The sequence below is a fragment of the Treponema sp. OMZ 857 genome (assembly GCF_024181085.1).
Lineage (GTDB): Bacteria > Spirochaetota > Spirochaetia > Treponematales > Treponemataceae > Treponema.
In genome coordinates, this window is sequence record NZ_CP051147.1 from 1242592 (window position 1) to 1268169 (window position 25578).

19 protein-coding genes and 1 pseudogene are annotated in these 25578 nt (G+C 46.5%); 6 read left to right on the forward strand and 14 right to left on the reverse strand.

Features of this window, described 5'->3' with window-relative positions; genetic code table 11:
- Positions 1–73: 73 nt before the first annotated feature.
- Complete coding sequence (locus E4N66_RS05680; protein WP_253729304.1) at positions 74–973, reverse strand: hypothetical protein; 900 nt, start codon at positions 971–973, stop codon at positions 74–76.
- 89 nt (positions 974–1062) lie between these two features.
- Between E4N66_RS05680 and E4N66_RS05685 the strand changes: the two are divergent.
- Together E4N66_RS05685 and E4N66_RS05690 are read left to right on the forward strand one after the other, a co-directional pair.
- Positions 1063–1254, forward strand: a pseudogene (locus E4N66_RS05685) (toprim domain-containing protein); the annotation flags it as partial.
- 333 nt (positions 1255–1587) lie between these two features.
- Positions 1588–8016: a hypothetical protein gene (locus tag E4N66_RS05690; protein WP_253729305.1), complete on the forward strand. Its 6429-nt coding sequence runs from the start codon at positions 1588–1590 to the stop codon at positions 8014–8016.
- A gap of 116 nt (positions 8017–8132) precedes the next feature.
- On the opposite strand, the gene E4N66_RS05695 is transcribed toward E4N66_RS05690, so the two are convergent.
- Genes E4N66_RS05695 through E4N66_RS05740 form a run of 10 tightly spaced genes read right to left on the reverse strand, consistent with a single transcriptional unit; the run spans position 8133 to position 19719 of the window.
- Positions 8133–8981, reverse strand: a complete 849-nt coding sequence (locus E4N66_RS05695) for an FAD binding domain-containing protein (RefSeq protein ID WP_253729306.1) — start codon at positions 8979–8981, stop codon at positions 8133–8135.
- Positions 8971–9450 (reverse strand): (2Fe-2S)-binding protein, encoded by a 480-nt coding sequence (locus E4N66_RS05700; protein WP_044016041.1) that lies wholly within the window; start codon positions 9448–9450, stop codon positions 8971–8973. Before E4N66_RS05700 ends, E4N66_RS05695 begins: the two co-directional genes overlap by 11 nt.
- A 1-nt stretch (position 9451) precedes the next feature.
- Positions 9452–11557: a molybdopterin cofactor-binding domain-containing protein gene (locus tag E4N66_RS05705; protein ID WP_253729307.1), complete on the reverse strand. Its 2106-nt coding sequence runs from the start codon at positions 11555–11557 to the stop codon at positions 9452–9454.
- Between the two features lie 36 nt (positions 11558–11593).
- Entirely contained in the window at positions 11594–12775 is a 1182-nt protein-coding gene (locus E4N66_RS05710) for a DegT/DnrJ/EryC1/StrS aminotransferase family protein (protein WP_253729308.1), read from the reverse strand.
- Positions 12776–12791: 16 nt separating this feature from the next.
- Complete coding sequence (locus E4N66_RS05715; protein WP_253729309.1) at positions 12792–14357, reverse strand: glycoside hydrolase family 3 protein; 1566 nt, start codon at positions 14355–14357, stop codon at positions 12792–12794.
- A gap of 12 nt (positions 14358–14369) precedes the next feature.
- Entirely contained in the window at positions 14370–15527 is a 1158-nt protein-coding gene (locus E4N66_RS05720) for an exo-beta-N-acetylmuramidase NamZ family protein (protein ID WP_253729310.1), read from the reverse strand.
- A 36-nt stretch (positions 15528–15563) separates the two neighbouring features.
- A complete protein-coding gene (locus E4N66_RS05725) occupies positions 15564–15977 on the reverse strand; it encodes a tetratricopeptide repeat protein (protein ID WP_253729311.1) in 414 nt (137 codons plus the stop codon).
- Positions 15978–16002: 25 nt separating this feature from the next.
- Complete coding sequence (locus tag E4N66_RS05730) at positions 16003–17316, reverse strand: OmpA family protein (protein ID WP_253729312.1); 1314 nt, start codon at positions 17314–17316, stop codon at positions 16003–16005.
- Positions 17317–17329: 13 nt separating this feature from the next.
- Entirely contained in the window at positions 17330–18649 is a 1320-nt protein-coding gene (locus E4N66_RS05735; protein WP_253729313.1) for a lytic transglycosylase domain-containing protein, read from the reverse strand.
- A gap of 2 nt (positions 18650–18651) precedes the next feature.
- Complete coding sequence (locus tag E4N66_RS05740) at positions 18652–19719, reverse strand: tetratricopeptide repeat protein (RefSeq protein WP_253729431.1); 1068 nt, start codon at positions 19717–19719, stop codon at positions 18652–18654.
- A gap of 81 nt (positions 19720–19800) precedes the next feature.
- Between E4N66_RS05740 and E4N66_RS05745 the strand changes: the two genes are divergently transcribed.
- The 4 genes from E4N66_RS05745 to E4N66_RS05760 all read left to right on the forward strand — a co-directional run bounded on the left by E4N66_RS05745 (position 19801) and on the right by E4N66_RS05760 (position 22349).
- Positions 19801–20727 carry a transcriptional regulator gene (locus E4N66_RS05745; RefSeq protein WP_253729314.1) on the forward strand — a complete coding sequence of 309 codons (927 nt, stop codon included), beginning with the start codon at positions 19801–19803 and terminating at the stop codon, positions 20725–20727.
- 19 nt (positions 20728–20746) lie between these two features.
- A complete protein-coding gene (locus tag E4N66_RS05750) occupies positions 20747–21139 on the forward strand; it encodes a carboxypeptidase-like regulatory domain-containing protein (protein ID WP_253729315.1) in 393 nt (130 codons plus the stop codon).
- Between the two features lie 65 nt (positions 21140–21204).
- Positions 21205–21789: a chromate transporter gene (locus E4N66_RS05755; RefSeq protein WP_253729316.1), complete on the forward strand. Its 585-nt coding sequence runs from the start codon at positions 21205–21207 to the stop codon at positions 21787–21789.
- Positions 21786–22349, forward strand: coding sequence for a chromate transporter (locus tag E4N66_RS05760; protein WP_253729317.1), 564 nt, complete (start codon positions 21786–21788; stop codon positions 22347–22349). Before E4N66_RS05755 ends, E4N66_RS05760 begins: the two co-directional genes overlap by 4 nt.
- Positions 22350–22440: 91 nt before the next feature.
- Here the strand turns inward: E4N66_RS05760 and E4N66_RS05765 are convergent, their stop codons facing one another.
- The 3 genes from E4N66_RS05765 to E4N66_RS05775 form a co-directional block, all read right to left on the reverse strand.
- Positions 22441–23082, reverse strand: a complete 642-nt coding sequence (locus E4N66_RS05765) for a P-II family nitrogen regulator (RefSeq protein ID WP_044016065.1) — start codon at positions 23080–23082, stop codon at positions 22441–22443.
- Complete coding sequence (locus E4N66_RS05770; protein WP_253729318.1) at positions 23079–24557, reverse strand: DUF1538 domain-containing protein; 1479 nt, start codon at positions 24555–24557, stop codon at positions 23079–23081. Before E4N66_RS05770 ends, E4N66_RS05765 begins: the two co-directional genes overlap by 4 nt.
- A gap of 89 nt (positions 24558–24646) precedes the next feature.
- Entirely contained in the window at positions 24647–25573 is a 927-nt protein-coding gene (locus E4N66_RS05775; RefSeq protein ID WP_044016069.1) for an SAM hydrolase/SAM-dependent halogenase family protein, read from the reverse strand.
- Positions 25574–25578 lie beyond the last annotated feature (5 nt).

The following is a 25578-nucleotide window of genomic DNA, read 5'->3' on the forward strand; positions in this document are numbered from 1 at the left end:
GTAAAATAAAAGTTTTGGGCATTGCCGTTAAAAACTTTGGTTTTTAACGGCGACGCTTTTTGTATTGTCTTGTTTAGCGGTATTGTTCTTTCATCCACAAAAAATTATCGGCTATTTTGCTCCAACGCGAATTTTGTTTATGAGGAATACAGTCTTCCTGCCAATACCACCAAAAATAGCCGCCGATATAGCGGTGGTTATAGGGGAGCATACGATAATATCTATCTGCCTGGGCATTGAAGGTTTTTCCTGCGTTGTGTGGTTTTGCAAACCCGCATTCACCGAATCCAAGCAAAGAATTAGGAAACATATTATACAGATTTTTGAACATACTCTGCCATTCTTCATGCTTACCGTCATTATCATCGTCATAGTAACTGACTAATACATAATCAAGTGTATTCCGCATATCAGGTGGAATATAGTTTAAAAGCCAGTCCTCCATTGTTATACTTTGAGAATCCGGATCAGCCATATATGCGGTAAGTGCCGTTGCAAAACCTTGCTGATGTATGTATTTCCACGCCGTATAAACCTTCTCGGCAATCAATTTCTCCGAACCGCCCAACCATCCTTCTCCGTTGACTTCATTTCCGATTTCCCAAATATCTACGTACGGCGTGAGATATGCCGCACATTCGGCGAAACGCGCCTTATAGGATTCGGCTGTTTTATAAAAAGCCATATCATACGAATCGCATGGACAAAGCATAATATACGCGACTTCGTGAATACCGGCGAGAAGTGAAACAAAATCAGCCGGCTTTTTGTCAGCATCAATAACAATACGTGCTGTCGGTTTTACCGGTAGTGCTTTAATTGCATCTATGATAGCTGTGATAGAATGCTCTGAAACATCGTCAAGCGTTATACCGTACAGCGGAGAAGGAATACGGCCTTGTATGTGTGTATCCGTTGCTGTAGCGGTGTAGGCGGACAGTAGTAATATAAAAAATATTGTATGCCGTAACATAATGTTGATACTAGCATGAGAAGCAACTCTGATACAATGTACGCTTAATTGGTCAGTAAGAAGAACCGGAGGAAGAATACGGTACGGCGGTAAAAGAAGTGATTCTCGCAACCAACCCGACAATCGAAGGAGATACCACCGCCCTTTATATCCAAAAGGTGCTGCGCGATCTCCCCGTCGAGGTTACCCGTCTTGCATCGGGACTGCCGGTCGGCGGCGATTTGGAGTACACCGACAAACTGACGCTAATGCGCAGCTTCAAAGGCAGGATAAAGATTTAAGATTTATTTTTTGCTTGACAAAATGTTTAATTATCGGTATACATCACATGAGATTTAGTAATATATGCGGTAATCTGCCGCCCTCTAAAAGTCATCCATAAAAAGTAATCGTACAAAAAGTTTATCAACTAGCAACATTAAAGTTTTGCGCTATTGCTGCCGATACGGGAAGCGGGATAGCAGAAAGTTGTACCGGTCATGCCGTTACCGCTCAGACGGGAAAGCAAGACGGTAAGGTTCTGCCGCAGAGAAGCGAAGCAGAAGAAATTACAGGGCGTTTTTATCGCCGGAGTGTGTTAGAAACGCTTGCTCAATGGAGCGGAGAAAAGGCTTATGAAAAAGATGAATCGCGCAGTATTTCTTGTACTGATTATATTAACTGCCCTTGCAGGTGTTACCTGTAAACCGTATGTAGGTTTGGGCGGTCAGATCGATATTCTTCCGCCGAGCGGTGAGATTACCTATCCTGATGCAGGTGAAACGCCGATACGGGGTTCATTTATTTTGAGAGGAACGGCAAAGGACGATGACGGTATCCAATCGATTTCGGTTGTTTTTGAAAATATCGAAACGAAAGAAAGAAGCTCTGCGTATCGTGCTGAAGGATTTTCTAAAGGTGATGTTTCAGCTTCGTGGACAATACATGTAAATAACGAATCGACGGGAACCGAACCCGGGCACGATCTGGTAAAAGTGTATCCCATTCCCGATGGCGAATATACGGCAATTGTCAGCGTTACCGACAAGGGCGGAAAAGTTTCTACATTTACAAAGACCTATAAGATAGACAACACACCTCCTGTGTTTATTGTGTCCCGTCCGTCGACAATTATCATAAACGATGATAGTACCGCACAGGCCGACCCTTACGGTTCGGTTTTTACAGTCATAGGACAAGCGGAAGATCGAAGCAAAATAGAGGATCTTACTTTAAAAGTTGACGGGACGAATATAAGCGTATCGAAAAAATTTGTCGGAAAAAATATAAACGAAGAAATAGCTACTGCTACAAAAAACGCTTCCGATTTTACCGATCCTTTATATAAATATAACGCCGACCACGCAAGCCCCAAAATTAAAGCCCATATATCTTTAACAGATAATGCGCGTTTTTTTAAAGGCGATGGAAACCAAGGCGAGGGAAACACTTCAGAATGGTATTATTTGCGGGATAGAGATATCAAATCGGTTTTAGAAAAGGGGTATACCGCCGATGTTATAAACGATTATTTTGCGGGGAAAAAAGGTTCAGCTTCTTCATCGAATAAAACGCTGAAGCTTTTGGCAAAATTATATGACGACAATGATCCTGAGGGACAGTCAGTAAAGCAGATATTGGAAAATGCCCGCATTATGACCAAAGTTGACCCTGACGTTCAAAAATTTTCCTTTTTTACGCTTGATCCGAATAAATCGCCCGGCTTTAAAGTAACAAATGGAACCAACTTTCCTCAATCCTATCCCGCAGCGACTCCCGATGCGGATTTGCCTCATCCCGGTGTAGAGTTTTTCAGCGGTTCGGTGCGGCCTAAAGTTTCTCTCAAGCTCATTCCGAATAAAAACAACACCTCATTGGTTGAAACTTTCGATTACAATGGATACAGAGCAAGCGGTATTATCATCAATATGTATAAATGCAACGATGATGTTGCGTATGTTGCTTCCGGCGATAAAAAAATATTGAATTTGGTGCAGTCCGCTACCCCTGCTTATTCTTTAAAATTTGCGGATTTATCGACACAGGACGAGCTTAATCAGGTTGTTACCGGCACAAGTGAATTGACCGTACAATGGCAACTGCCGAATCCTGCTACTTTTTCTGCCGGGTGTTATGTCATAGAAGTAGAAGGAAAAGATACCCAAAATAATGATTTTGTTGCTTATGACAGAAATAATTCCCCCGGAGGCTCTTTCGTTATCAAGTTTGAAGCGGCAGGCAACCACCTCATGATACGTCCCGGCGCTCCTTCGGGTTTTGTAAAAGAAGCTTTTCATGTCATTGCAAATGTTTCTTCCGGGCAGCCGGTTACCAAAGTATGTTATAAATTTGATGGAGCAGCGGGAGAAGGCGATACAGAACTTCCGTACTCTTCCGGAACCGAATGGAAAACCGCTGCAACTGTTTCGATTACTTCATTATCGGAAGGAGAGCACAAAGTTCATTTTTGGGCTAAGAATAGTACGAATCAGACTGCTAATGCCGAAATAACATTTATTAAAGATACAACAGCTCCCATAGCGGATTTAAAATATCCTCCGCCCAATGCCGAGCAGGCGGGAATCGTAAGGATTATGGGAAGCGTTGACGATGCCCATGCCGGAGTAAACAAGGACGGTACAAAGTACATCATAGGAAAACAGGCTTCCGTGCCGACCCCCGCTACCACCGGTTGGCGCGTCATGGATAAAACTACTCCTGTTTCATGGGAGTTTACGTATAACTTGGATGATTTTTCGTCAAATCCTGCATCTCACGGTACTGAAGTTAGCGGGAATCCGGGGGTGTACGATATTCCCGTCTATATTTTGACCGAGGATAACATAGGAAACAAAGCTGTTAAGCAATCTACAGTCCGCTATGATTCAGCAGGGGACAAGCCGGTTGTTACAGTACTTTCACCGCAGCAAAATCAAACTTTGGGCGGTACTGTCCAAATATTCGGTACGGCTGCTGCCCGACTGGGGCTCCCGACAGACATCGGTGAGGTCTATATTCAGTTTTCAAAAAACGGCAACTTTAACGATACCGCAAACGGGAATATGACCTTCGGAACATCCGGCGGCGGTTATGATGCCGATTGGCATAAAGGCGGCGACGGCCAGCTTGTACCGGGTACTGACGGTCCTAACGGAGGATCAAATTGGCAAATTTCAATAAACGGAAACGAAGCATTTAACAATCCAAGCGGGCAAAACTGGAATGTTTATTTCAGAGTCCGTGCCAAAAATAAAACTACTAATAAATACGGTCCATGGTCAGAGCCTGTAAAAATCTTCATAGATAAAGCTTACCCGACTATCGGCAGTCCAGATCCGTTAAAGCTGGTAAATAAATCGGACGGTTCAAACCCGATAAACTATGCCTCTGGTATGTGGATCACTGACGGGAAAAAACTTATCGGTTCTTTATATGACGACTCGGGAATAAAAACCGTCGAGATTTCATCTCCGGAACTATTGGGCAATCAAAAATATAATTTGTCGCAAGCGTTATCGCAGGGCTGGATTGCCGAAGATACCGCCCATGCGCCTGCTGCTCCTGGGGCAAAAAATTATAAGCTTCAAATTCCTTTGGATTTAAATACGCTCAGCGATGCGTCGAAACGCAAAGGCGAGATATCGATAAAAATTGAAATAGTTGATATGGGGCAAAACTTGTCCAGGGAAGAAACCGTAAAGCTGAACTTCGATATTACAGCTCCGACAGGTGATGTAGGAGAATTTATCTACAGATACAGCGGAAACGTCAGAGTATCTTCCATAACGGACTCCAATCTTGCACAAAAAGTAAAAGAGTATGCGCCCGGCCCGACTCCCGATTACAGCAAGCTGCACCTTTTAATTAACGATAAGATCCGCACGGTAACAAACGTCAGCGGAACTACGGTGTCTTTTGCCCCCAATCTTGATAGAGCGGGCACATACAATTGTCTTTTATATAAAGCACCGTATATTATACGGAACGACGGCGGAAATTGGATCGTGCGCGGTGTTGCACACGACGACGGATCGGGTATAAAAAAGATCGAAGCGACGGTTACCGTTGACGGGATGTCCGAATCAAGCGGTGAAATTACAGGAAATAAAATAACCAAACATCTCGGCGGGCAAGTCAGCTGGGAAGGAGAAATCAATTTAAGCACCCTAAAAGACGGTAAAGGAAAACTGAGCTGTAAGATTTACGATGAGCAGGATAACGTATATACAGTTCCCGATATCGATGTTGTTGTAAAAAACAAGCCGATTGTTGTTTCTAAAGTTACGCTCATGACCGACATAGCAGGCAGCCCTGAGAGTTTTGAAAACAACACTACAAATAAAGCGCTTAAAAACGTAAAGACTGACAGTAATCTTGACTTTACCGCAGATTTTGCGAGCACTGAATTTGCCTTTAAAAATAAGAATAATTCAAAGATAAAGGTTGACTTTACCGGCGGATACGGTACCGTAAAATATCAGCTTAAAAAAGAAGACGGTACTCTATTAGGAGGCCTTACCGCTATTACAAGCGGCGGTGAAATCGACTTAAAGGATCATTTTGGCACGGCTACAGACAAAATCAACAATTCAAACGGTACGCCGACAAAAATTATCCTTGAGTTGTGGGGCGAAACGGCGGGCTATACACAAGGTACGAATTCCGCTTCTGCGAAAATCAATATCACCACCCTCTTCGATGCGCTTGACGGTAAACCGCCGACGGTGGTCATTCTTCCGTTCCATTGGAACGGCGAAGCCGATAACTCACTATACGAAAACAAACGCGCCAACGGGCATGTGGAAATTGCAAAAATCAACAGCTTAGGTAACAATCACTCTTCCGTTTCGGGTAAAGTTACTTTGCGCGGCTTTGCGTATGATAATGTTAAAATCGATTCGATTAAGGCGGAGATAGCCGGTAAAACGTTAACAGCTACACTTTCGGGCAATGGGCCGTGGACGGCTGGAACAATAACTTCGGCAGATGGTATTGTATTAAAGGTAAAAAAACTCGGTGCCGACTATCTTGGCTATTACGTTACATGGCAGATTGATTGGGACACTGAAAAAGCGGGCGTAGGGCTTGCGAAAGACATTAAAGTAACGGCTAACGATGGAACAACGACATTTTCCGATACCGGAGTGACTACAGCAAAAACAACAGGTGTTACCCGGACTGAAAAAAGATCTGCGGAAAACGCTGTTTTCGCAAATAAGAAGCCGGGACAGTTCGTTGTGTTTACAAAAGGCGAAACGCAGTACCTGACACGTATAAGAAGCGTAACAGGCAATACGGCAACTCTTGAAGATGATGTTCCCGTTGAAGCAACTACGGTTTCTATGTACGCTTATACTGCAAACGAGCCGAAAACAACGGTAAACGTTGTGCCGTATATAAGTGGCATTACCACCGCGCTTTCAGAACTTGGTAGTAATGAACCCGACCTCTATGCGCGCACGGCACTGGGACGCTATCCCGTCAAAGACGGCGAAACGATTAAAGTACACGGGTTTAATCTTACCGGAGCTGCTTGTACGGTTGGAGGCGTTAGCTGTGGAACTCTTAGTGCAGACGGTTCCTCATGGACTTTGACGCTGCCTAAATTTGTTTCAGCTACTAATAAAGGCGCTGTAAGCGGTAAACTTGAAGTAAATGTAGGTTCTATTGCTGCAATCAACAATACAAACAATAACGACAAGCCGTATAACAAGGGGGCAAAAACCGCAAGCAACGACAAGCTTACTGACGATGTGGAACTGGATGTGTGGCAGTTTAATAGTGAGGCAGTAAAATCAAAGGATGGATCTGTTGCCTACCCGATGATGAAGATACATCCCGATGCTGAAAATAACGGTAGAATAGGTTTTGCCTTTGCAAATGGCACCGGATGGTTTAGTATGGCAAGTAACTCGACAAGCTATACCATTTTCCAAATGAACTGGGATTTATATCAGAATGTCGGATTTGCATACGGTCCGGATGGTAAAAGCTATGGTATTGCTTCCGGTACTGACGTAAACACGGACAATAATCCTGACACATGCGGTCTTGCAACATTCTTTGAAGTAAATCCTAATGGTAGCTATAATAATGCGAATGCAAATTATAATGGGGTGGGAGGTGTAGCGTTTGAAAGTATCGGTCTTGGCGATGGCAATATCAATAAAAACCGTATTCAGTCGCCTGCTATAGCAGCCGGTCAGAATGTCTACATAGCGTATTATGATTTACTGAAGAAGCAATTGCGATTTAGAACGAAGAATAAAATTGTGAATATACCTGGTACGCTGAAAAATCCGAAAGATTCCAACGCAAGTAACTATCAAATAGTAGTAAGCGGTAGCAGTACGCCTTTCGTGGCTTTAGGGGTGGTATCGGAGTTTGATACTGCAGGAACCGCTACAAGTGATAAAGCCGTAGTTCTTGCCTATTACGATGGGGCTCCCAGAAAACTCAAACTGAAGTATAAGACTGCTCTTGATGTTACAACCGCATGGACTGATAATGATTCAGTTAATTTTTCAGGCGGGCAGGATGTTCAGTTAGCAGTTGATAGGAGTGGAGGTATCCATTTGGCTTATACAACCAGTTCCGGCGATTTGGCTTATGCCTATTCTGCTTCCTACAGCGGCACATTTACGGAATACATTGTTGATTCGTACTCGCTGACGGGCAGCCGCCTTACCATCGATGTTGCAAATGATATAAACGGTAAACCGATTCCCTACATAGGTTACTTTATGCAGGGGGGAGGCGTTCCGAAACTTGCGTATCTAAAAGACGGTGCAGTATTGGAAGCAGGAGCTAAAAACGATTACTACACCGGCAACTGGGAAGTTTCGGTTGTGCCAACCCCAAAGGCGTACGATACCTATGCAGCAGGTAATAAAGTTAACGTCGGTGTCTGGAAAAAGAAAACGGATGGAAAGTTGACCGAAGGTAAAACAGGAAGTTCTAGTTCCGGAACAGAAAATGGAAATGTTTACGGCAATGGTACTTCAAATCCGGTATTGGGTTATGTTATTGAAGAGGGTACTATCGAAACCGCTCAAAAGAAGTAGACTGGGAGCTGTCTGAGTGTTGACTCATCAAGTGTCCTTATGAAAAGAGCGGAGCAGAAGCTGCTCCGCTCTCAATGAGGATAAAGATTTAAGCGGTATAACTTGTCAATCTACACTTAATTGGTTAGTAAGTAGATACTCTCTTCAATCAAATTGAAAAAACACGCCTTTTGGAACTCGGAGATTTCCGCGGCGGAAAAGGTGTCGCTGAAAATCTCTTCGGTTTCTTTCATCAATGCGCCGACGCTGCGCCGGTCGATGGGGAGTCCCTTTCCGGTTAAGAGGTTTTCAAACTCTTTACTCTTTATCAGCTGAGTGCTGCCGAACAGCAGTTTAACATCGGAAAGCAGGTTTTTCTGTGTGCGGGCCATAAATACAAAAGAGGCGGTATCGGCAGTAATATGACCGACCGGTCCAAGCCGCTTATAATATGAAATAGTCCATTCTTCAAACGGAACGCGCACACGGAGGATAATATGCGGGCTCTGGCGCAGTGCAGTGCTGCTTTCGTCGCAATACTGAATCAGCGGCATCCAAAATGTTTCTTTCCGTGTCCGTATTTCGATTTTCGTATCGAGCGCGATTAATGGGATAAGGCAGGAATTTTGCATGGGCGCTTGCGCGATGTTTCCGCCGATGGTTGCAAGCGAGCGGATACCGGGATTGGCCGCAAGGGAAATCGCCTGATAGAGAATCTGTGGTACGTTTTTTTCTCCCAGCTCTAAAATGGTATTGAGGCTTGCGGCAGCGCCGAAGTCTATGAAGCGTTCCCGTTTGGCGATGGTTTCAAGTTCGGGAAGATTCTTTAGGAATAAAATCGATTCCGGCAAGAGGAAACGGTCGGTATGGCAATCTTTGAGCAATCCGGTAGTGCCGGCAAGCGGAGTAATGTCGGTATGGTTCTGCATCAGTGTGTACAGCTCGGCCATGTTTTTTGCGGTATTGACGATATAATTATTTTTCATGCCGCTTGCTCCTCTTTGATTTGCAGACCTGTTTTAACGCTGCGGTGATCGAAACAATATCGGTACATCGGCACACGATTCCGATATAGGCATCGCGTATTTGTTCGTCGGTGGGGTTCCAATGTTTTTGTACAATACTGTGAGCGGTTAAAAGAGTACCCGCAGAGCAAAAACCGCACAGTGTAATGCCTTCTTTTTCAAATGCGGTGATAATATCTTTATATTCCTGCGTAGCGCTAAAGGCTTCAAGTGTGATAATGTTTTGCCCCGCTGCAGCAAAGACGGGGAGCATACAGGACGGCACCGGATGATCGTTTAATAACACTGTGCAGGAAGCATACGTCTCCTGCATACAGCTTTTCCGTACACTCAAGATGCCGAAATCTCGTCTCAGCACATCTGACAGCCGCTCATCGGCATCGGCTTCTATTTCTACCGCCTCATTATTGAGATGAAATCGTATCTTCATATTATTTTTTCCCCGTTAAAGCTTTGAATAGCTGTTCTCTACGGATCGGTAAGGTATCTATCCGTGCAGGAACACGCAGCAGTATTTGGTTCAACGCTGCAAGGTATGCAGCGGGCAGTATATTCAGCACAGATGAATCGAAAGCACTCATCGAACGTCCCCGTTCGGGAATATCCACGGAAAGGGGCGGCATTTCATTCGGCAGTATCATCCGGTATTCCGAATAGGGGAGGGGAGTATCACCGGTTTCGGCTGAAGGGAGCGCTTCCTGAGCAGTACGTGATAATGCCGCGGCAATATTTTTACGCAGATAGTTGAGAATCTGCTTTTTTTCGTAGATTTTTCCGGGATGACAAGCGAACCACACTTTCCGGATTTGTATTTCATAGCAAACCGTGTCCAGTTCAAGTTCGATAATACAGGCCGCGGGCGTTTTGGCAATAAACGGAACACTGTTTTTACCGGTTTCATTTTCTGCCGAGGAAACGTCCGGCTGCGGAGTATCGGGCGGCGGAATATCAGGGTGCGGGGTATTGAGCTGTGAAACATCGGGCTGCGGGGTGTGAGTACTTCTCGAAATACTGATCGGGAGCGGATTGCGGAATCGCTGCTCCTGCAAATCGCTCAGGCATTGCTCAATAAGAGGTAGGACAATACCCGCAGTATTGCCGGCAGTCGCAGGCCCGGACTCATTCATATCGGCAGTCGTAAGGCCGGCAAAGGTAATATCGGATTCGGCGATTTCCAGTTTTTTCGCAGCAAGCTTCCTGATGACTTTCTTTAAATCATCCTCCGCCGGTTCCGCCTTAATTGAAAGCCGGTTGTGGACATCCAACGTCAGCTCTGCCGTATACGTGAAGTTTGCGGCACATCCACTATATTGAAAGCCCGCTGCCAAGCCGATACCGCGCCACCGTCCGTCCCGTTTATCCGTTTTGCCTCGGTTAAAAACATTATACGCGGCATATTTACAGATAAAATCGCTTTTGCCGGTTAAGAGTTCGAAGAGGTTTGAAAAAACGGCGCTGTAATCGTCCGGCATATTTTTGGTACGCCATTCCGCCGGAGAGAGATTGTAATCCTGAATAATCTTGTTGATATGGTTTTCCAGCGCGTTTGATATATAGTAGTCGCCCCAGCCTTCAAGGATATCGATAAGGCCGTCCGCTGTTTTTGAAGCCCGCACTTCTATCCGGTAGTTCGGTACGGTGTACGGTCCTAATGCAGCGGCGGTCATTTGCTTGAGTATATTGCCGATGAGCGGGCAGCAGGTACCGGCATTGACAATAATCGATATCTGCATTGCGTCAATCGAATAAGTGTCTGATAGCGCTGATTGATGTTCGATAATCATTTCCGGCGTTTTAGGCGCTGCCGCCCGGCTTTCTTCCGCGGATAGGTTGAGCGAAACGGTATTCCGCTGTAGAACCGCCGCAACAGCGCACTGACAGGCGAGGAGAGACGGGAACCATAAAAGTTCATTGAATGTTTCGCCGGTTTGGGTTGGATGCACGACAACCGCTTCTTCCGTAAGACCGGTCGCTTTTGCTACCGCGGCACGGACATGAAACGGCCACTGGGTAGGCACATAGACATCGAGCCCGTCTTCGCGGAACACCGTAACGGCGGAAAACGGCTCCGAACGGGCGGCATATTGCGAAGCTATTTTAAGCGATGAGAATACGGTCGAAGGGGCTGTTTCAAAGATTGAATCGATATTTCCCGCAGTGCGATCCTCCCGCGCAATAATAGGATAATCAAACAGCGTATGCGTCCGTCCAGCTTCAAAACTGTCTTCGGGTATCGGCGCCAGTTCTATGGTGATGTCTTTCCGCAGCGCTTCAAGGGTCGCCTCATTATCGCCGGTCAGGATTCCGACTGCTTGTTCTTTATATTCTATCTCGTCCGCTGCAAAAAGCGGGATCGAGTGTTCAAATACTTCGACGGTTTTTTGTCCGGGAATCTGCGCTGCTCCGTAAAAGGCATAGCCTTCGGGTAAGAGTGGCAGATGCACGGCGGAAATGATCCCCGACGGTACGGGAGCACGGACAATCACCGCATAGAGCTGCCTGTCAAAGTTCATATCCGAAACAAATTGTTCTATCATATCAAACTTCCTGTCAAAATCCTCGCGGTATCTTTCCTATCTGCGAAACTTCTTTGCAGTATCGATTACCGTGTCGATGACATACTGCACGTCCTCATCGCTCATATCCGGCCAGAACGGAAGGCTGATGCTCTGCGCATAGTGCGCTGCGGCATTGGGGAAGTCCTGTGAGCGTAGCCCGTACCGCTCTTTCAGGAAGGTCAGTTCAAAGTGGGGGATAAAGTGGACTGAAATACCGAGTCCCCGTTCCTGCAGTGCACGGGCAAAGTCATCCCTGCCGACGGAAAGCGTTTCCGGTACGATGCGGAGGAGGTAGAGGTGCCACGCATTGCCTGCTCCGTCCGGCGGAACTTGAAAAAAGCCGAGCGGTTCAAAGGCGCGGGTAAAGCGTTCGGCGATGAGCTTCCGTTTCCGGTAAAACTCTTCCGCCTTTTGTAACTGTACTCTGCCGATTGCCGATAAAATATCCGGCAGGTTGCATTTATAGCCTTCCGCAACGACATCGTATTGCCAGCTGGCGTGTTTGTCGGTGTAACGATCCCATATTGTGCGGTTGATACCGTGGGAGCGCATCAGCTTAATGCGTTCCGCCGCTTCGGAATTACGGACGCAGATCATACCGCCTTCTCCGGTTGTGATGGTTTTGGTGGCATAAAAAGAGAACACGCCCGCGTCGCCGAAGGTACCGCCGTAGCCGTCTGCTGTTTTTGCAGGAAAGGCATGGGCTGCGTCCTCGATAACCGCAACGTTGTATTTCTTTGCGAGGCTGTTAATCGCCTTCATATTGCAGAGGTTTCCTGCGATATGGATAGGCACAATCGCTTTAATGCTTTTATCCTGCTTGAGTTTATCTTCGATTTTTTCCGGATCGATACTGTAGGAATCCGCTTCGATATCCGCATAGACTGCTTCTCCTCCGAGGTGTAAGGCGCTTGTCGCAGTCGAGACAAAGGTGTAGGGACTGGTGAGTATTTTACTTCCCTTGCCGATTCCGAAGGCTTCCATCGCGAGCATCAATCCGTTTGACGCGGAATTGACCGCAAGCGCGTAGGGGCTGTGTACCATATCGGCAAACTCTTTTTCGAAGGCGAGCGTTTCTTTGCCGGTCGTCAGCCAGCCTGAGTGCAGCACACGGATTGCCGCTTCTTCTTCTCTGCGGTCGAACGACGGTCTAAAAAAAGGTATCTCCCGTACGGGATTTTGTTCGGTTGTATTCATGATTATATTTCCTATTTTATTCAAGCACAATCTTCGGGATAGCAACGCTGAAATGCCCTTCCGGTTTGGCATTCGTTTTGAGCATCTCGGTGATACAGGATAGTACTGCGTTGCTGTATTCATAGGCAGCGAGGCCGCAGACGTTATCAGGCAGGCAGCCGAGGTCGTAGGGATTGCGCAGGGCGACAGCGATCATCGGTTTATGCAGGCGTGTAAGGGCTTGGATCAATTTGAGCTGTCCCTGTTTTACGTGTCCGTTATAGCTCGCTGCGGCGATACCGGTAGCCGATTCCGCCTGCGCAACGATTCGCGCGATTTCCGCTTCGTCAGGGTCGATCGACGTATCGATACCGGTGCCGCCGAATGCGGTTTGCATGGAGCGTGCAAAGCTGATTGAATTATCGACGTCGTTCGACACATTGGTAACAATGAACGGCTGCGGGCCGGCAAAAAACGGTTTGCTGCCGAGGTTGGGGAATCCGCTTTCGGACAGATGATAGCCCGTCAGCGTTTTGCGCCGGAGACTTGCAATGGTTTTTCGATATTCTTCCATCGTTTTTTCCGGCAGCGGCTGTGCGGGTTTGAATTGCTTTTTTAAGCCGATAATCTTTCCGGCTGCCTGTTCGATGGTTGCTGCAGAAATCTGTTTGTCCGCACAGGCGCGCGTTACCGTTTCGATAGCGGCGCAGGCGGTCGGTATGGTGTGGGAGATAAAAATCAGTTCGATACCTGCATCGATTGCCGCCGCAGCGCTTTCCGCGGTGCCGAAGTACGTTTGCATCGCCTTCATCTCCATGCAGTCGCTGATAACCAATCCGTTAAATCCGAGCTCTTCTTTTAATAAGCCGGTTACGATCTTTTTAGAGATGGTCGCAGGGAATTGCTCATCGATGGCGGGAAAGAGAATATGCGAGATGGTAACCGCGGGAAGCAGTCCCGTTTTGATGACGTGTGCAAAGGGGGCAATTTCCATCTCTTCCAGTTCCGCTTTTGATTTACGGACGGTCGGTAACGTGAGGTGCGAATCGACTGATGTGTCGCCGTGCCCGGGAAAATGCTTTGCGGCACTGAGCACTCCTCCTGCGGTGAGTCCCCGTACCATCTGAAGCCCGTAGCGGCCGACAAGGGTAGGATCATCTCCGTAGCTGCGTACCCCGATAACCGGATTATGCGGATTGGAATTGACGTCCAGCACCGGTGCTAAATCAAAGTTTACGCCGTGGGCATGGAGGATTTCTCCCGTGATTTTACCGGCGGTGTAGGCGTTCATTTCATCGCCGGTTGCCGCCAGCGCCATTGCGCCCGGTACGTTATAGTAGTCTTCGGCAAGCCGTGAAACAGCACCTCCTTCTTGGTCAATCGTGATGAAGGCAGGGTGTCCGGTTTCAGCGGTAATCAAGGTTTGTATGTCCGCGCAGAGCGTCTTGAGCTGCGCGAGGCTTGTAATGTTATGCTTAAAGAGGATGACATTGCCGACCTTGTATTTTTTTACCAATGCGATAAAGTCTTCCGGCATTTCCGTTCCCGGAAAACCGCAGGCAAACATCTGTCCGATATGTTCGGTTAACGTGGTGCTGTTCATAGTTGTTCCCTCCTACGAGTAAATAAAAAACGGCCTGATACGCCGGTAAAAAGCTTCCGCTTCTTTTTCAAATATGCTGCACACTTCGGCTGAGGAAGAGGCTGTCCTCAATAGACTGTCTCCGCCGAGCCGGTCTATCGAAGCCGAAAGATTTCCGTCTGCGGCTGTTGCTTCCGGAGTGGGCAAAAACCGGAAATCATCGGGGTAGGCAGTCTTAACGGCAAACAAGAGCGTTACGCCCGTTTTAACCGGCTCGAAGGCTTTGTAGTCGGTGATAAAAAGTTGTACGCCGCGGCACGGCACGCCTGCGTATTTGGAGGCGGAAGGGGTAAAACGGGCGGGTAAAAAATGCACGCCGCGCAACTTTGCAGCATTCATCGTATCGGCAAGTTTTTCCGCATCGATGTACGGAGCGCCGATAAGGGTAAACGGATTTGCCGTGCCTCTGCCTTCCGATACATCTGATCCTTCAAACAACGCGGTACCCGGATAGGCGAGCGTATTGTCAAAGTGCGGCAGATTGGGGGAGGGTGGTATCCACACGCGGCCGGTTTCGGTAAACAGCATATCACGGCTCCAGTATTCCATCGGCACAATGTGCAGCGGGCAGCGCAGCTGTTCCTCCGTGTGTACCATTCGTGCAAGTTCGGCGGCGGTTAAACCGTAGCGGATACACAGCGAGTACGTACCGACAAAACTTTCAAAGTCTTTTTTTACGATGTTACCTTCCGTTTTAACGCCGCCGAGCGGATTAGGCCGGTCAAGTACGATAAAATCCTTACCATGCGCCGATGCTGCCCGCATTGCGAGTATCAATGTAGAAATATAGGTATAAAATCGGACGCCGGCATCCTGAATGTCGTAGACTAAGGTGTCGATATCGGTGAGCATATCGGGCTTAAAATCTTGCCCGTCCTGCCGGTAAAGACTGTGGAGCGGAATACCGGAAACCGATTTGTTTTCGCCTTCCCACACTGCGCCGGCGTCTTCGCAGCCGTAAAGCCCGTGTTCCGGCGCAAAGAGGGCGCGTACCGTATACTGTTCGGTAAGTATTTTCCACGACGGGATAAAATCTTTAGAAAGACCGGACAGCGAGGTGATAACACCGAGCTTTTTCCCTTTAAAAAGAGAATCGAAATCACATATCCGGTCTATTCCGTTCAATACCATAATACAACATTAACACAGTGCAAAAATCGGCGGAGCCTACTGCTTTGTCTTAATACGGAGTTTTTCCGCAGCGCGTGTATGGTCGATTTTTGCAAGTTTATAATAATCGGGCGGCAAATGCATCGCCATCGGCCCTTCATATTGAGCGATAATCTTTTCGAGTATGGTATACGCATCCTTCCATTGATGCCGTTTGATATGCAAGTGTGCAATTTCATATTGAGCGGCGACGCAAGCGCTCTCATCATCGGCAAAACGTTTCAGGATAGTCTCATAATAGACACGTGCAGCACGGTAGTTACCTGAATCGAATGCTTCTTGCGCTTTTTGCGTTAAATCCGCAGCTGTTGCTTCTTCCGGTATTTCGGATTCTTTAGGGACAGTCATACACGAAAAAAGACTGAACGTCATGATCATACAACACAAATATGCAATGTTTTTTATCTTCATACATAAACTCCTCTAAAAACTTGTACTAGTCGCGCAGGATGATAATTTCTACGCGGCGGTTTTTTGCCCTGTTTTCGGCAGTGTCGTTCGGCGCAATGGGACGCGTTGCTCCGTATCCGGCAGTTTGCATTCTACTTGCTTCAATACCTCGTTTTGCAAGCTCTTCAGCAATTTTATCAGCCCGTTGTAGAGATAGGATGCGTTGCCCTTCGGGGCGATTAAGGTCAGCAGTATGCCCTTCGATTAAGAAGTGCGTATTCGTGCCTACTTTTTTAAGCGCTTCTGCAATTACGTCAAGACGGCCTGTTTCGTCCGGAAGAATTTCTGCCGAATCCGCTACGAATAGTATCTCATCATGCATAGTAATTTTGATAACATTTTCGGGCGCTTTAAGGGTGATGTTTTCGGGTTCGCGGTCTAAGAAGAATTTTTCTATATCATGATACATAAAATAGAACTGTTCATCCACAAGCGGATACGCCGGAGAAACCTGCAAGGTATCTTTATCACATACAATAACAATCTTTCCTTGACGGAGCAGTTCGATATTTTCTTTTTTTGCAAGGATACGTTCCGCATCTTCGTTGCTGATAATAGGATCCGTTCGGTTGTCGCCGAATACACCGCGCGCAATAATTCTCAATGGCTCGGTACCGATTCTGTCCCGATATTTGCTTTCATCGAGGGTATCGGTATAAAATACGATGCTGCGTTTTTTTGCTTGCGCGGGATCGACCATATTCTTCTCGTAAATCAAGTTCATGTTTTTATTCCAAATTTTCGGAAACAAACACGGATTAAGTTGTTCACTGGAATACTCACCATGTACGGGCAGCTGTCCGCGTGCATCGATTAAAATACCGGTGTATACCTTACTCGCCGTACCGAGAGGAAAAAAAGACGGGGTATACGGTGCGTTATGTTTTACAAAGAGGTTTGCAAGTCCCTGTAAAGGATTTTGATGATAAACAATAGCCGTCTGCAATTCTTGAGAGAGAATAGGCGCCGTGCTTTTACCGTTGTTAATGACGGTATTTATATCAGTGAAGGAAATTTTTTCTTCTGCCAGATAGTTGCCGATCCTATGGGAAGAATCCACCAATATGGAAAGATAGGCATTCTTTAAGAGAGAAGAGCGGTTCTGTTGGATAAGCCGTATTGCCGCATTTCTATCGGTCGGCAGGTACAACCCGCTTTTATTTAAATCTATCGTGATTTTTGAATCTACTTGAGCTGTTTCCCAGTTTTGTACTGTTTGGGATTCCATCCACGACGGGTAGCTGTAGCAGAAGAGTGAAGCAAATAAAATGAAAACGGTAAGGGAAAGTGAATATTTCATAGATACGTCCTCGTTACAGTATCGGCACTTTTAGGGTATTCCCTAACTTGAGGACACTATTTACCGACATATTGTTCTTTTGAGCTAAAAGTTCGACTGAAACCGAATATTTCAGCGCGATCGACCACAGCGTGTCGCCCTGCCGGATCGTATGTGTACCGTCAAAGTTTCCTGCCTGTGCGGTACTTTTGCCCGAATAGGTTCCAACCGACTTTAATGCAGGGATTAAAATAGTCTTTCCGATTTTCAGTGTTTCCGGTTTAAGACCGGTGTTGTAGTTTAAGATACTTTGAACGCTGACCCCATAGTGTTTTGCCAGCGCATAGAGCGTGTCGCCCGATTTTATACGGTACTGATAGTATTTTATCAGCAGTTTATCCGATTGACTGAGTACGGCTTGGGCTGCTTCCGTATAAGCCGAGGGGAGGCGCAGCTGATATTTGACGCTCGGCGGTGTGATAAAGTACCGGAGCGAAGGATTGAGTTTTCTAATTGCTTCGGATTCAAGTCCGAGCTCCTCTGCCAGTAACCGCACATCGATTGCCCGTTTGATTTCGATGGTGGAAGTAGGCTGGTGGTCTTCGGTCTTTCCCCAATCGATGTTAAGTTCCTCGCTGCGGGAAAGTATCTCCGCAATAGCAAGGAATTTCGGCACATAGTACAGTGTTTCCTTTTTTAGATACCCGTGTTCTGCGAGATACCAGTAATCAGCTTTGCCGGCTTTTTTGACCGCTGCCCGTATTGTTCCCACTCCGCTGTTATAGGCGGCGAGCGCAAGGGTCCAGTCGTTGAATTGACTGTAGTTCCACTTGAGTTTTTTTACCGCGGCGACACTCGTTTTCCACGGATCCCGCCGTTCATCAACCCAATCGTCGATGTGGATGTTGAAGCCGCCGACACTGTTCCTCATAAATTGCCAAATTCCGACGGCTCCCGATTTTGACGTTGCCGTTTCAAAAAAGCCCGATTCGATGACAGGCAGGAACAGCAGTTCGGCAGGCATATTTTCTGCTTCCAAGAGTTCGATGATGAAATCGCGGTACGGAGCGGAACGCTTCATTATTTTTGAAAGGTAGTCATAGCCGTCGGTACACATATACTGCTTACGGAATTTTTCGATTAACGGATGATCATGAGGGATAAGCGTATTATGTAGTAACGTATTGCTTTGGAAATTTTGCAAAAGCGATTTATTGAAGTACACACCTGTTTCTGTGACTGCCGGTTTGGGCTGAGCATTCGCATAGATAGGGCGGATACACAGCGTACCTGCTATGACACCGGCACAGAAGTACTTTATATGCGATTTTTTACCGGTAAAATGTATACGCATCCTCAAAGTTTTTCTCCATAATAGATGCCTGCCCATTCCCAGCGGCCGTGGATTGCCGGATCGGCAGGAAAATTAATTTTTCTAAAGTAGAGGTACCATGTACGGACGTATTGGTTCCAACCGGAAGTCCTTAAATAAGCTTCGTAAGGGGTTGAGGACGGATCCAGCTCGGAGGCAATACTGATAGCACTGCCGTACATAAAATCCTTTAGATTCGTATCGGGCTGCTGCTGCGTATCGGATAACTCCTGCTTCCACGACATTGCAAAGAAGTTAACCTTTGATCGGCACCGTTCCAAGGTCGCATAGTCCCGCGCACGGATTGCAGCCTTGATGGTCTTTACGAGATCGTCAAGCGTATTGAACGTCCAGCTTTTTGTCGAGGTACTGTAGTCAACAATCTTACGCGCATAGCCGTAGCTGTCGGGAATACCCGGAATAATAACATCAAACCGGTGCAGATTTAAAAATTGCGTATAGGCTTGGATTGCAAGCTGCCATTCCCCTTGTTTTTCATAAGCCTGTGCGAGCATAAAATATGCTTGTGCGGGGTCGAACTCATTATAAAAATCGGTCAAAAGCCGCGAATAATAAACAATCGATTTTCTGGCGGTGCCGACAAGCTCTATCAGATTTTTTAAGCAGAGCAAGTGGATTGATTGCCCATTCACCATCATATCTGAATAATTTTGAACGATATATTCAAAATAATGGGCTGCAATAGCGTCTTCTTGGGAATCCCGATATGCCGCCGCAAGCCGTAAAAGGAAGTAGGCATTATAGGGATTGTCCGGTTGCGCGTCAATAACGGATTGGAGGAACACTGCCAGTGATTTTATTTTATGCTCAGCTTGTAAATGAGAAGTAATTTTGTCGATAAGGGCGAACCGTATTTGAGCGTCCTGTTCTTTTTCCAATAAAGCGACCAAAGTTTTCTGTTCTTTGCGGTGTTCTCGTAAGCCGGTATAGAGATAGCCGAACCGATCCTGAGAACAGGAACAGCATAAAGCGCCGATACAAAGGGCGGAACAGACAAGCAGGTACTTTTTAAACCGTATCACGGGGGGCATACTATCACAGCCATTGTATATTGACAAGACTCCGCTTACCTTGACAGGCTGTTTTTTATTTACTACCATAATACAACTATTATGCAATCGGATACTTTCAGATTTCAGGCACAAGAAGATTTTTCCAAGGCGCGCAATAAGGCATGGATCAATGAGATGCAGAATGTCATGCATCCCGATAAAAAACGGCTTCTCTCTCTGAACGACGTAAAAAAGATTTTAAAGCCTAAGAATGAGGTGTATGTCGGGCTTAAAACGGTTCCGATCAAAAAGATAGTCGGCAGTGAGGGGCGCTATAATGATTTTGACAACCGCTTTTTACCCCGTTCAAACGAATTGAAGCAGCGGTGGATGAATGTCGATCAAGCTCATTTATCTGACATTATATTGCCGCCTATTCAGCTGTATGAACTCGGCGGGTTGTATTTTGTCCGGGACGGGAATCACCGTGTGTCGGTGGCGAAGACGCAGGGGGTTGAGTTTATCGATGCCGAAGTGATCTCGCTGCAGAGCGAGGTGCAGCTGCCGCCGGATGTCAGACTGGACACGCTGCTCGATGCGGTTATCCGTTACGAGAAACGGGTGTTTTATAACGAAACACATTTCGGCGATCTAACCGATTATTGGGATTTGGACTTTACCGCAGCCGGCCGCTACGATGTCATCTATAATCATATCCTTGTACATAAGTATTATATGAATGAGCAGCAGCATACCGAAATTGATTTTAATGATGCGCTGGTTTCTTGGTATAAAACGGTGTATCTTCCGGTTATCGCTGTGATAGATAAATATAAGCTGCTTTCCGATTTTAAAGACCGGACAAAGAGCGATATTTATGTCTGGATTGTCAAGCATTGGGATAGCCTCAAGCAAAAGAACGGCAACGATTTCAGTCTCGATGAAGCTGCGCTGGATTTTGTAAAATTAGAACAAACCTCCCATGCAAGGCACGGTTCGTTTTTTACACGGTTAAAAGCATTGTTGCAACAGTACCTTGCCCAATAACCGTGGAAAGGAGGTGAAGATGAAACGGGTCGCATTATTTTCAATAATCGTGATAATGTTTGTGAGCTGCGGATCTATGTCTTTTGAAGGATTGGCGTATCCGAATATCTCCGGTCAGATTTCCGACCGTAATAATCAGCCTATCAGTAATGTAAAGGTCTATATTACTGATAACTATGACGAACGATTTAATGATTTGTCATATTTTACCGACTCTGAAGGGCGTTTTTTTATAAAAGCTTGTATAGTAAAGAAAGTTGGTATAGGTTGTCTTGCCTTTGATGGACATTTTATTCGGATCCATACAGAAAAATCAGGATATAAAGATGCAGATATGTTTATGTCTTTCGCTCACTGCGATCAGTATCATGACCGGATACTTACACAAAATGTCGTATTAGCAGCTCAATAATCAGAAAACACCTCCGGTGCAGTATGTGAGAATTATTAGCTCTTCGCACGAATAAGGAAACCAGCATGAAAGACGGATTAATACGCTATGTACAGTTGTTCACGGCTTTTTTTAAGATAGGGCTTTTTACCTTCGGCGGCGGTATGAGTATGCTGCCGATGCTGCAGAAAGAATTGGTAGAATCAAAAAAGTGGCTGACGGAAGAAGAAATCCTGAATTACTTTGCGATAGGGCAGTGTACGCCGGGAATTATTGCGGTGAACGTTGCGACGTTCTGCGGGTATAAACGTGCCGGGCTTTCGGGTGCGATTGTGAGCACGATAGGGATTGTGTGTCCTTCGTGGATTGTCATTACGCTGATAGCCGGTTCTATCTCCCGCTTTTCCGATATTGTATGGATACAACGCGCGATGAAGGGTGTCTATGTCGCCGTCGCCGCGCTGCTTGCCCGTGCGGTTTTTACTTTCGGCAAAAAGATTATTACCGACTTTGTTACCGCGGGGATTGCCGCCGGTGCGTTTCTCGCGATGTCCGTGTGGAATATTTCCGGTATCTTGATAGTGCTTGCCGCGGGTATTATCGGGTTTTGTGCGCAGATTATCCGAAACGGCAAAAGAGCTTCCAGCCGCCGTAAGGAGGATAAAGAATGAGCTTATTCGGTTTGTTTTTCCTTTTTATGTATATCGGCCTTTCTACCATCGGCGGCGGACTGGTTGCCGTCAGCTTGATGCAGCAGGAGCTGGTTTCCCGATCAATTATCAGTTCGGAGCGGTTTATTGCGATGATTGCCGTTTCGGAATCGACCCCCGGTCCGATCGGCATCAATATGGCGACTTATGTAGGGTATGAGTTGTATGGTATTTGTGGCAGCCTTGTGTTGACGACAGGCATTGTGCTGCCGTCGCTGATTGTGATTGTGTTAATAGCCCGCTTTGCTCAATCGTTTCAAAATGCGGCGCCGGTTAAGAATACCATGTATGGGCTGCGGGCGGGGGCTGCGGGGATGATTGCCGCTGCGGCATGGAACGTACTTGCCGTTGCTGTATTCACATTGCCTGCCTTTTACGCTTCGCGGCAGTGGACGGAATTGGTTGACTGGAAAGCTGCAGCCGTCTTTTGCCTTTTCTTACTTGTGCAAATATTGTTTAAGCGGCTGCATCCCATCTTTTTAATTCTTGCCGGCGCTGCGGTCGGCCTTGTATTGTTTTAAAAAATAATTTGCAATCAGCTTAAGCAGATATGAGAGACCATTCCCTTACAGAACAAGCCGATAAGCTTGCAATTTTTTTAGAGGTTCTCTTTTATTTTATTCCATAGGCGTCGGTGATGGGCAGCACGAATAAGATTCCGTGGCCGTCTTTTTCAATATCGCTGTGGCTGCGGATGGCGGCAACGACGGGTTCAACCTGTTCGGGATCTACAATTGTTAAGACAATTTCTTTTTCGGGTTCTATTTCAATATCGAAAATCAGCTTTGTTTGATTTGCCCCCGAACCACGGGCGTGAAGGATGGTGCCTCCGCGTGCTCCCGCTTCTATGGTAGCGTCCACAACATCATTAGCTCGTCCTCTATCTACAATCGTAAAAATCGCCGACTTCATAGCTTGTATCTCCTTTTGCGTTTCCGGCGGCATTGCTCCGCTGAAATGTTTATTTGAATAGGTAATCGGAATGATGAACGCAATGCCGAAATTTTTTCTGGTTACTTTATGCCGCCGGTTCAGTTCCTCCATAATCGAGGCAAGTTTATCATGTTCTCCCATCGTCAAAATCAATTCCTTTTGGATTTGATTGATGCCGAGAAAATCGAGCAGCTTACTTTTTACGGTACCTTGAGCAAGCAGCGTTGTTGCGCCGATAAGGCCGAGTTCCCTGCCTTCGTGGATAATTTTCCGCGCTTGTCCATGCGGCACTAAAATGATCAATAATGAAAAAGCGGTCATGTCCCTTTCCTTTGTTTTAAATAAAAAAGTAATCCCAGCACTTGCAGCGAGATAACCGGCGCCAAAGCAACCGCTGCGATAATACCGAACCCGTCGATAAGTACGTTTGCACCCGGTGTTGCAGCCGCCAACCCTTGCGCAAAGGAGAGCACGAATGTCGCTGTCATCGGACCAGACGCGACCCCTCCTGCATCAAAAGCCATACCGACAAACAGCTCCGGCACAATCCACGAAAGCGCGAGAGCGACCATGTATCCCGGCAATAGAATATGCCAGAGCTGAAATGCGGGAATAAGAATCCTCAGCATCGAAAGAAACGTCGCAATACTCACGCCGAGCGCAAGGAAGATGAGTACCAGCTTTCTCGGAATATAGCCGGCGCTGACGGTTTCAATTTGCTTGGTCAATACATAAACGGCCGGCTCCGCAAGGATGACCACACAGCCGATAAAAGCCCCGATGATTAAAATGAGCGGCATATTGGCGATTTCGCCGATTTTATGCCCAATCAGGAATCCCAGATCCAAAAAGCCCGCTTTTACTCCCGCTAAAAACAACATTAAGCCGACAAAGGTGATGATCATCCCCTTAATAATTCCGCTCAAGGTGTTTTTTTTCAACCGTAATGAGAATATATCGGTGAGTAAAAAGATAACCGCGATCGGTAACAGCGACAGCATCGATTCAGAGGCTGCATGGCTCAATGATTCGGATATGGCGGTAAGGATTGATGCTCCGGCAGCAGGCTCCGAAATACTGAAGTTGTCATCAAAGGCGGGTAACTGCCGTATCAAGGTTATTGCAAGCACGCTCAAGATTGCTCCCGCCGAAACCATCCCGACAAGTCCGAATGAATCCGTTTCCGATGCGATGGAGTTTTTCTTCATGCGGGAAACACCTGCTGCTATTGCCAGAACAAAAGGTACCGTAATCGCGCCGGTTGTTGCACCCGAAGAATCAAAGGCAATCGATATGCCCTCTCGTACCGAAAAAATAGAGCAAAGCAATATTAATCCATAGGAGAAAGTAAAAACTTTATGCTGCGGGATGTGATAGACAATCGTCAATAATCCGACGGCAAGAAATACCGCGACACCGATTGAAACGATGACAATCAGCGTGGTTTGCGGGATTGCGCCCTTGGTAACTTGCATAACTTGAGCGCCGAGTATTTGCAGATCGGGTTCGGCAATCGAAATAAAAAAGCCGAGTATGAGCGCCCCGATAATGACTACCGAGATTTTATTTTTCGCAGTGATAAACTGCCCCATTACATCGCCGATCGGCGTAATACCGATGTCTATTCCGAATAGGAATATCGTAAGTCCGAGGCAGATAAAAACAACGCCGATTAAAAACTGAATAAAAAAAGTATAATCAACCCGCACAAAAAGGAAGTTCAAAATACAAATTAACACGGCAATGGGTAAAACTGAAAAAATAACTTCTTTACATTTTTCAGCTAAAACATTCATAAGGGAACAAGTGCCTCCTCTTTGCGAGGGATAAGGATTAAGGCATCTCTAAAAACTCGGTTAGATTTTTAGAGATGCCAAAAAGGATGTTATTTTGTAACTTTGGTGATTTTTACGGTCCATTCGCCGCCGTATTCGATTTTATGCACGGCTGCGAAATTATCCATATTCAATGCCATCGATAAGCAATCGAGGCTATTGTAATACAGCAGCGGCTTTCCGTCGGGAACATCGCCGAAACTGTTCACATACGGCATAGAGCCGGTGTATACTTGTTTTCCGTTATTGAATACCGTTACCTGCACGACATCATTGACGGCTAATTTTAATGCTTCGGCTGTTTCACGGCTAATATTTGTCCACACATTCCCGTACTGGACATCGAGGGCAGGAATGGTTCCTAATAGTGTACCTTTGTCAAAACGGGGTTTTTCGTAAGGAAGACGGACAATCTCTTTTTTTGCGGGTCCAACCTGCTCAAAACTGATAATTCCTCCTGCGAGCCGTGCACCGGTAAAAGCGTATACATCACGTCCGTGGAAGGTGTAACTCTTTTCGGAATGTTTTCGCCGGTTTACCGCCTCATCGATTAAACGGACTTCTGCAATTCCAAGCCTGTCTGCGACAAGCGTAAGTGTTCCATTATCAGGAGTCACAATATAGTGACCTGTCTTAGTTTTTAAGACAACCGAATCACGGTCGGTACCGACACCGGGGTCAACTACCGATACAAAGACTGTGCCTGCGGGCCAGTATTCTACCGTCTGAAAGAGCCGATACGCTGCATCCCAGATACTGTAAGCAGGTATTTCGTGGGTAAGATCATACAGCGGAATCGCAGACGATTGCGTAAAAGCGACACCCTTCATTGCCGAGACCGCACCATCCTTTAGTCCGAAGTCAGTCTGAAATACCAACGGCCGGGAATTCCGGGGTGTTCCCGCGCAGCCGGAAATACCGATCGCGATTATCAGCATACCTGCTGCAGCCAAACCGCATAACCTTTTATTGCACATAAATC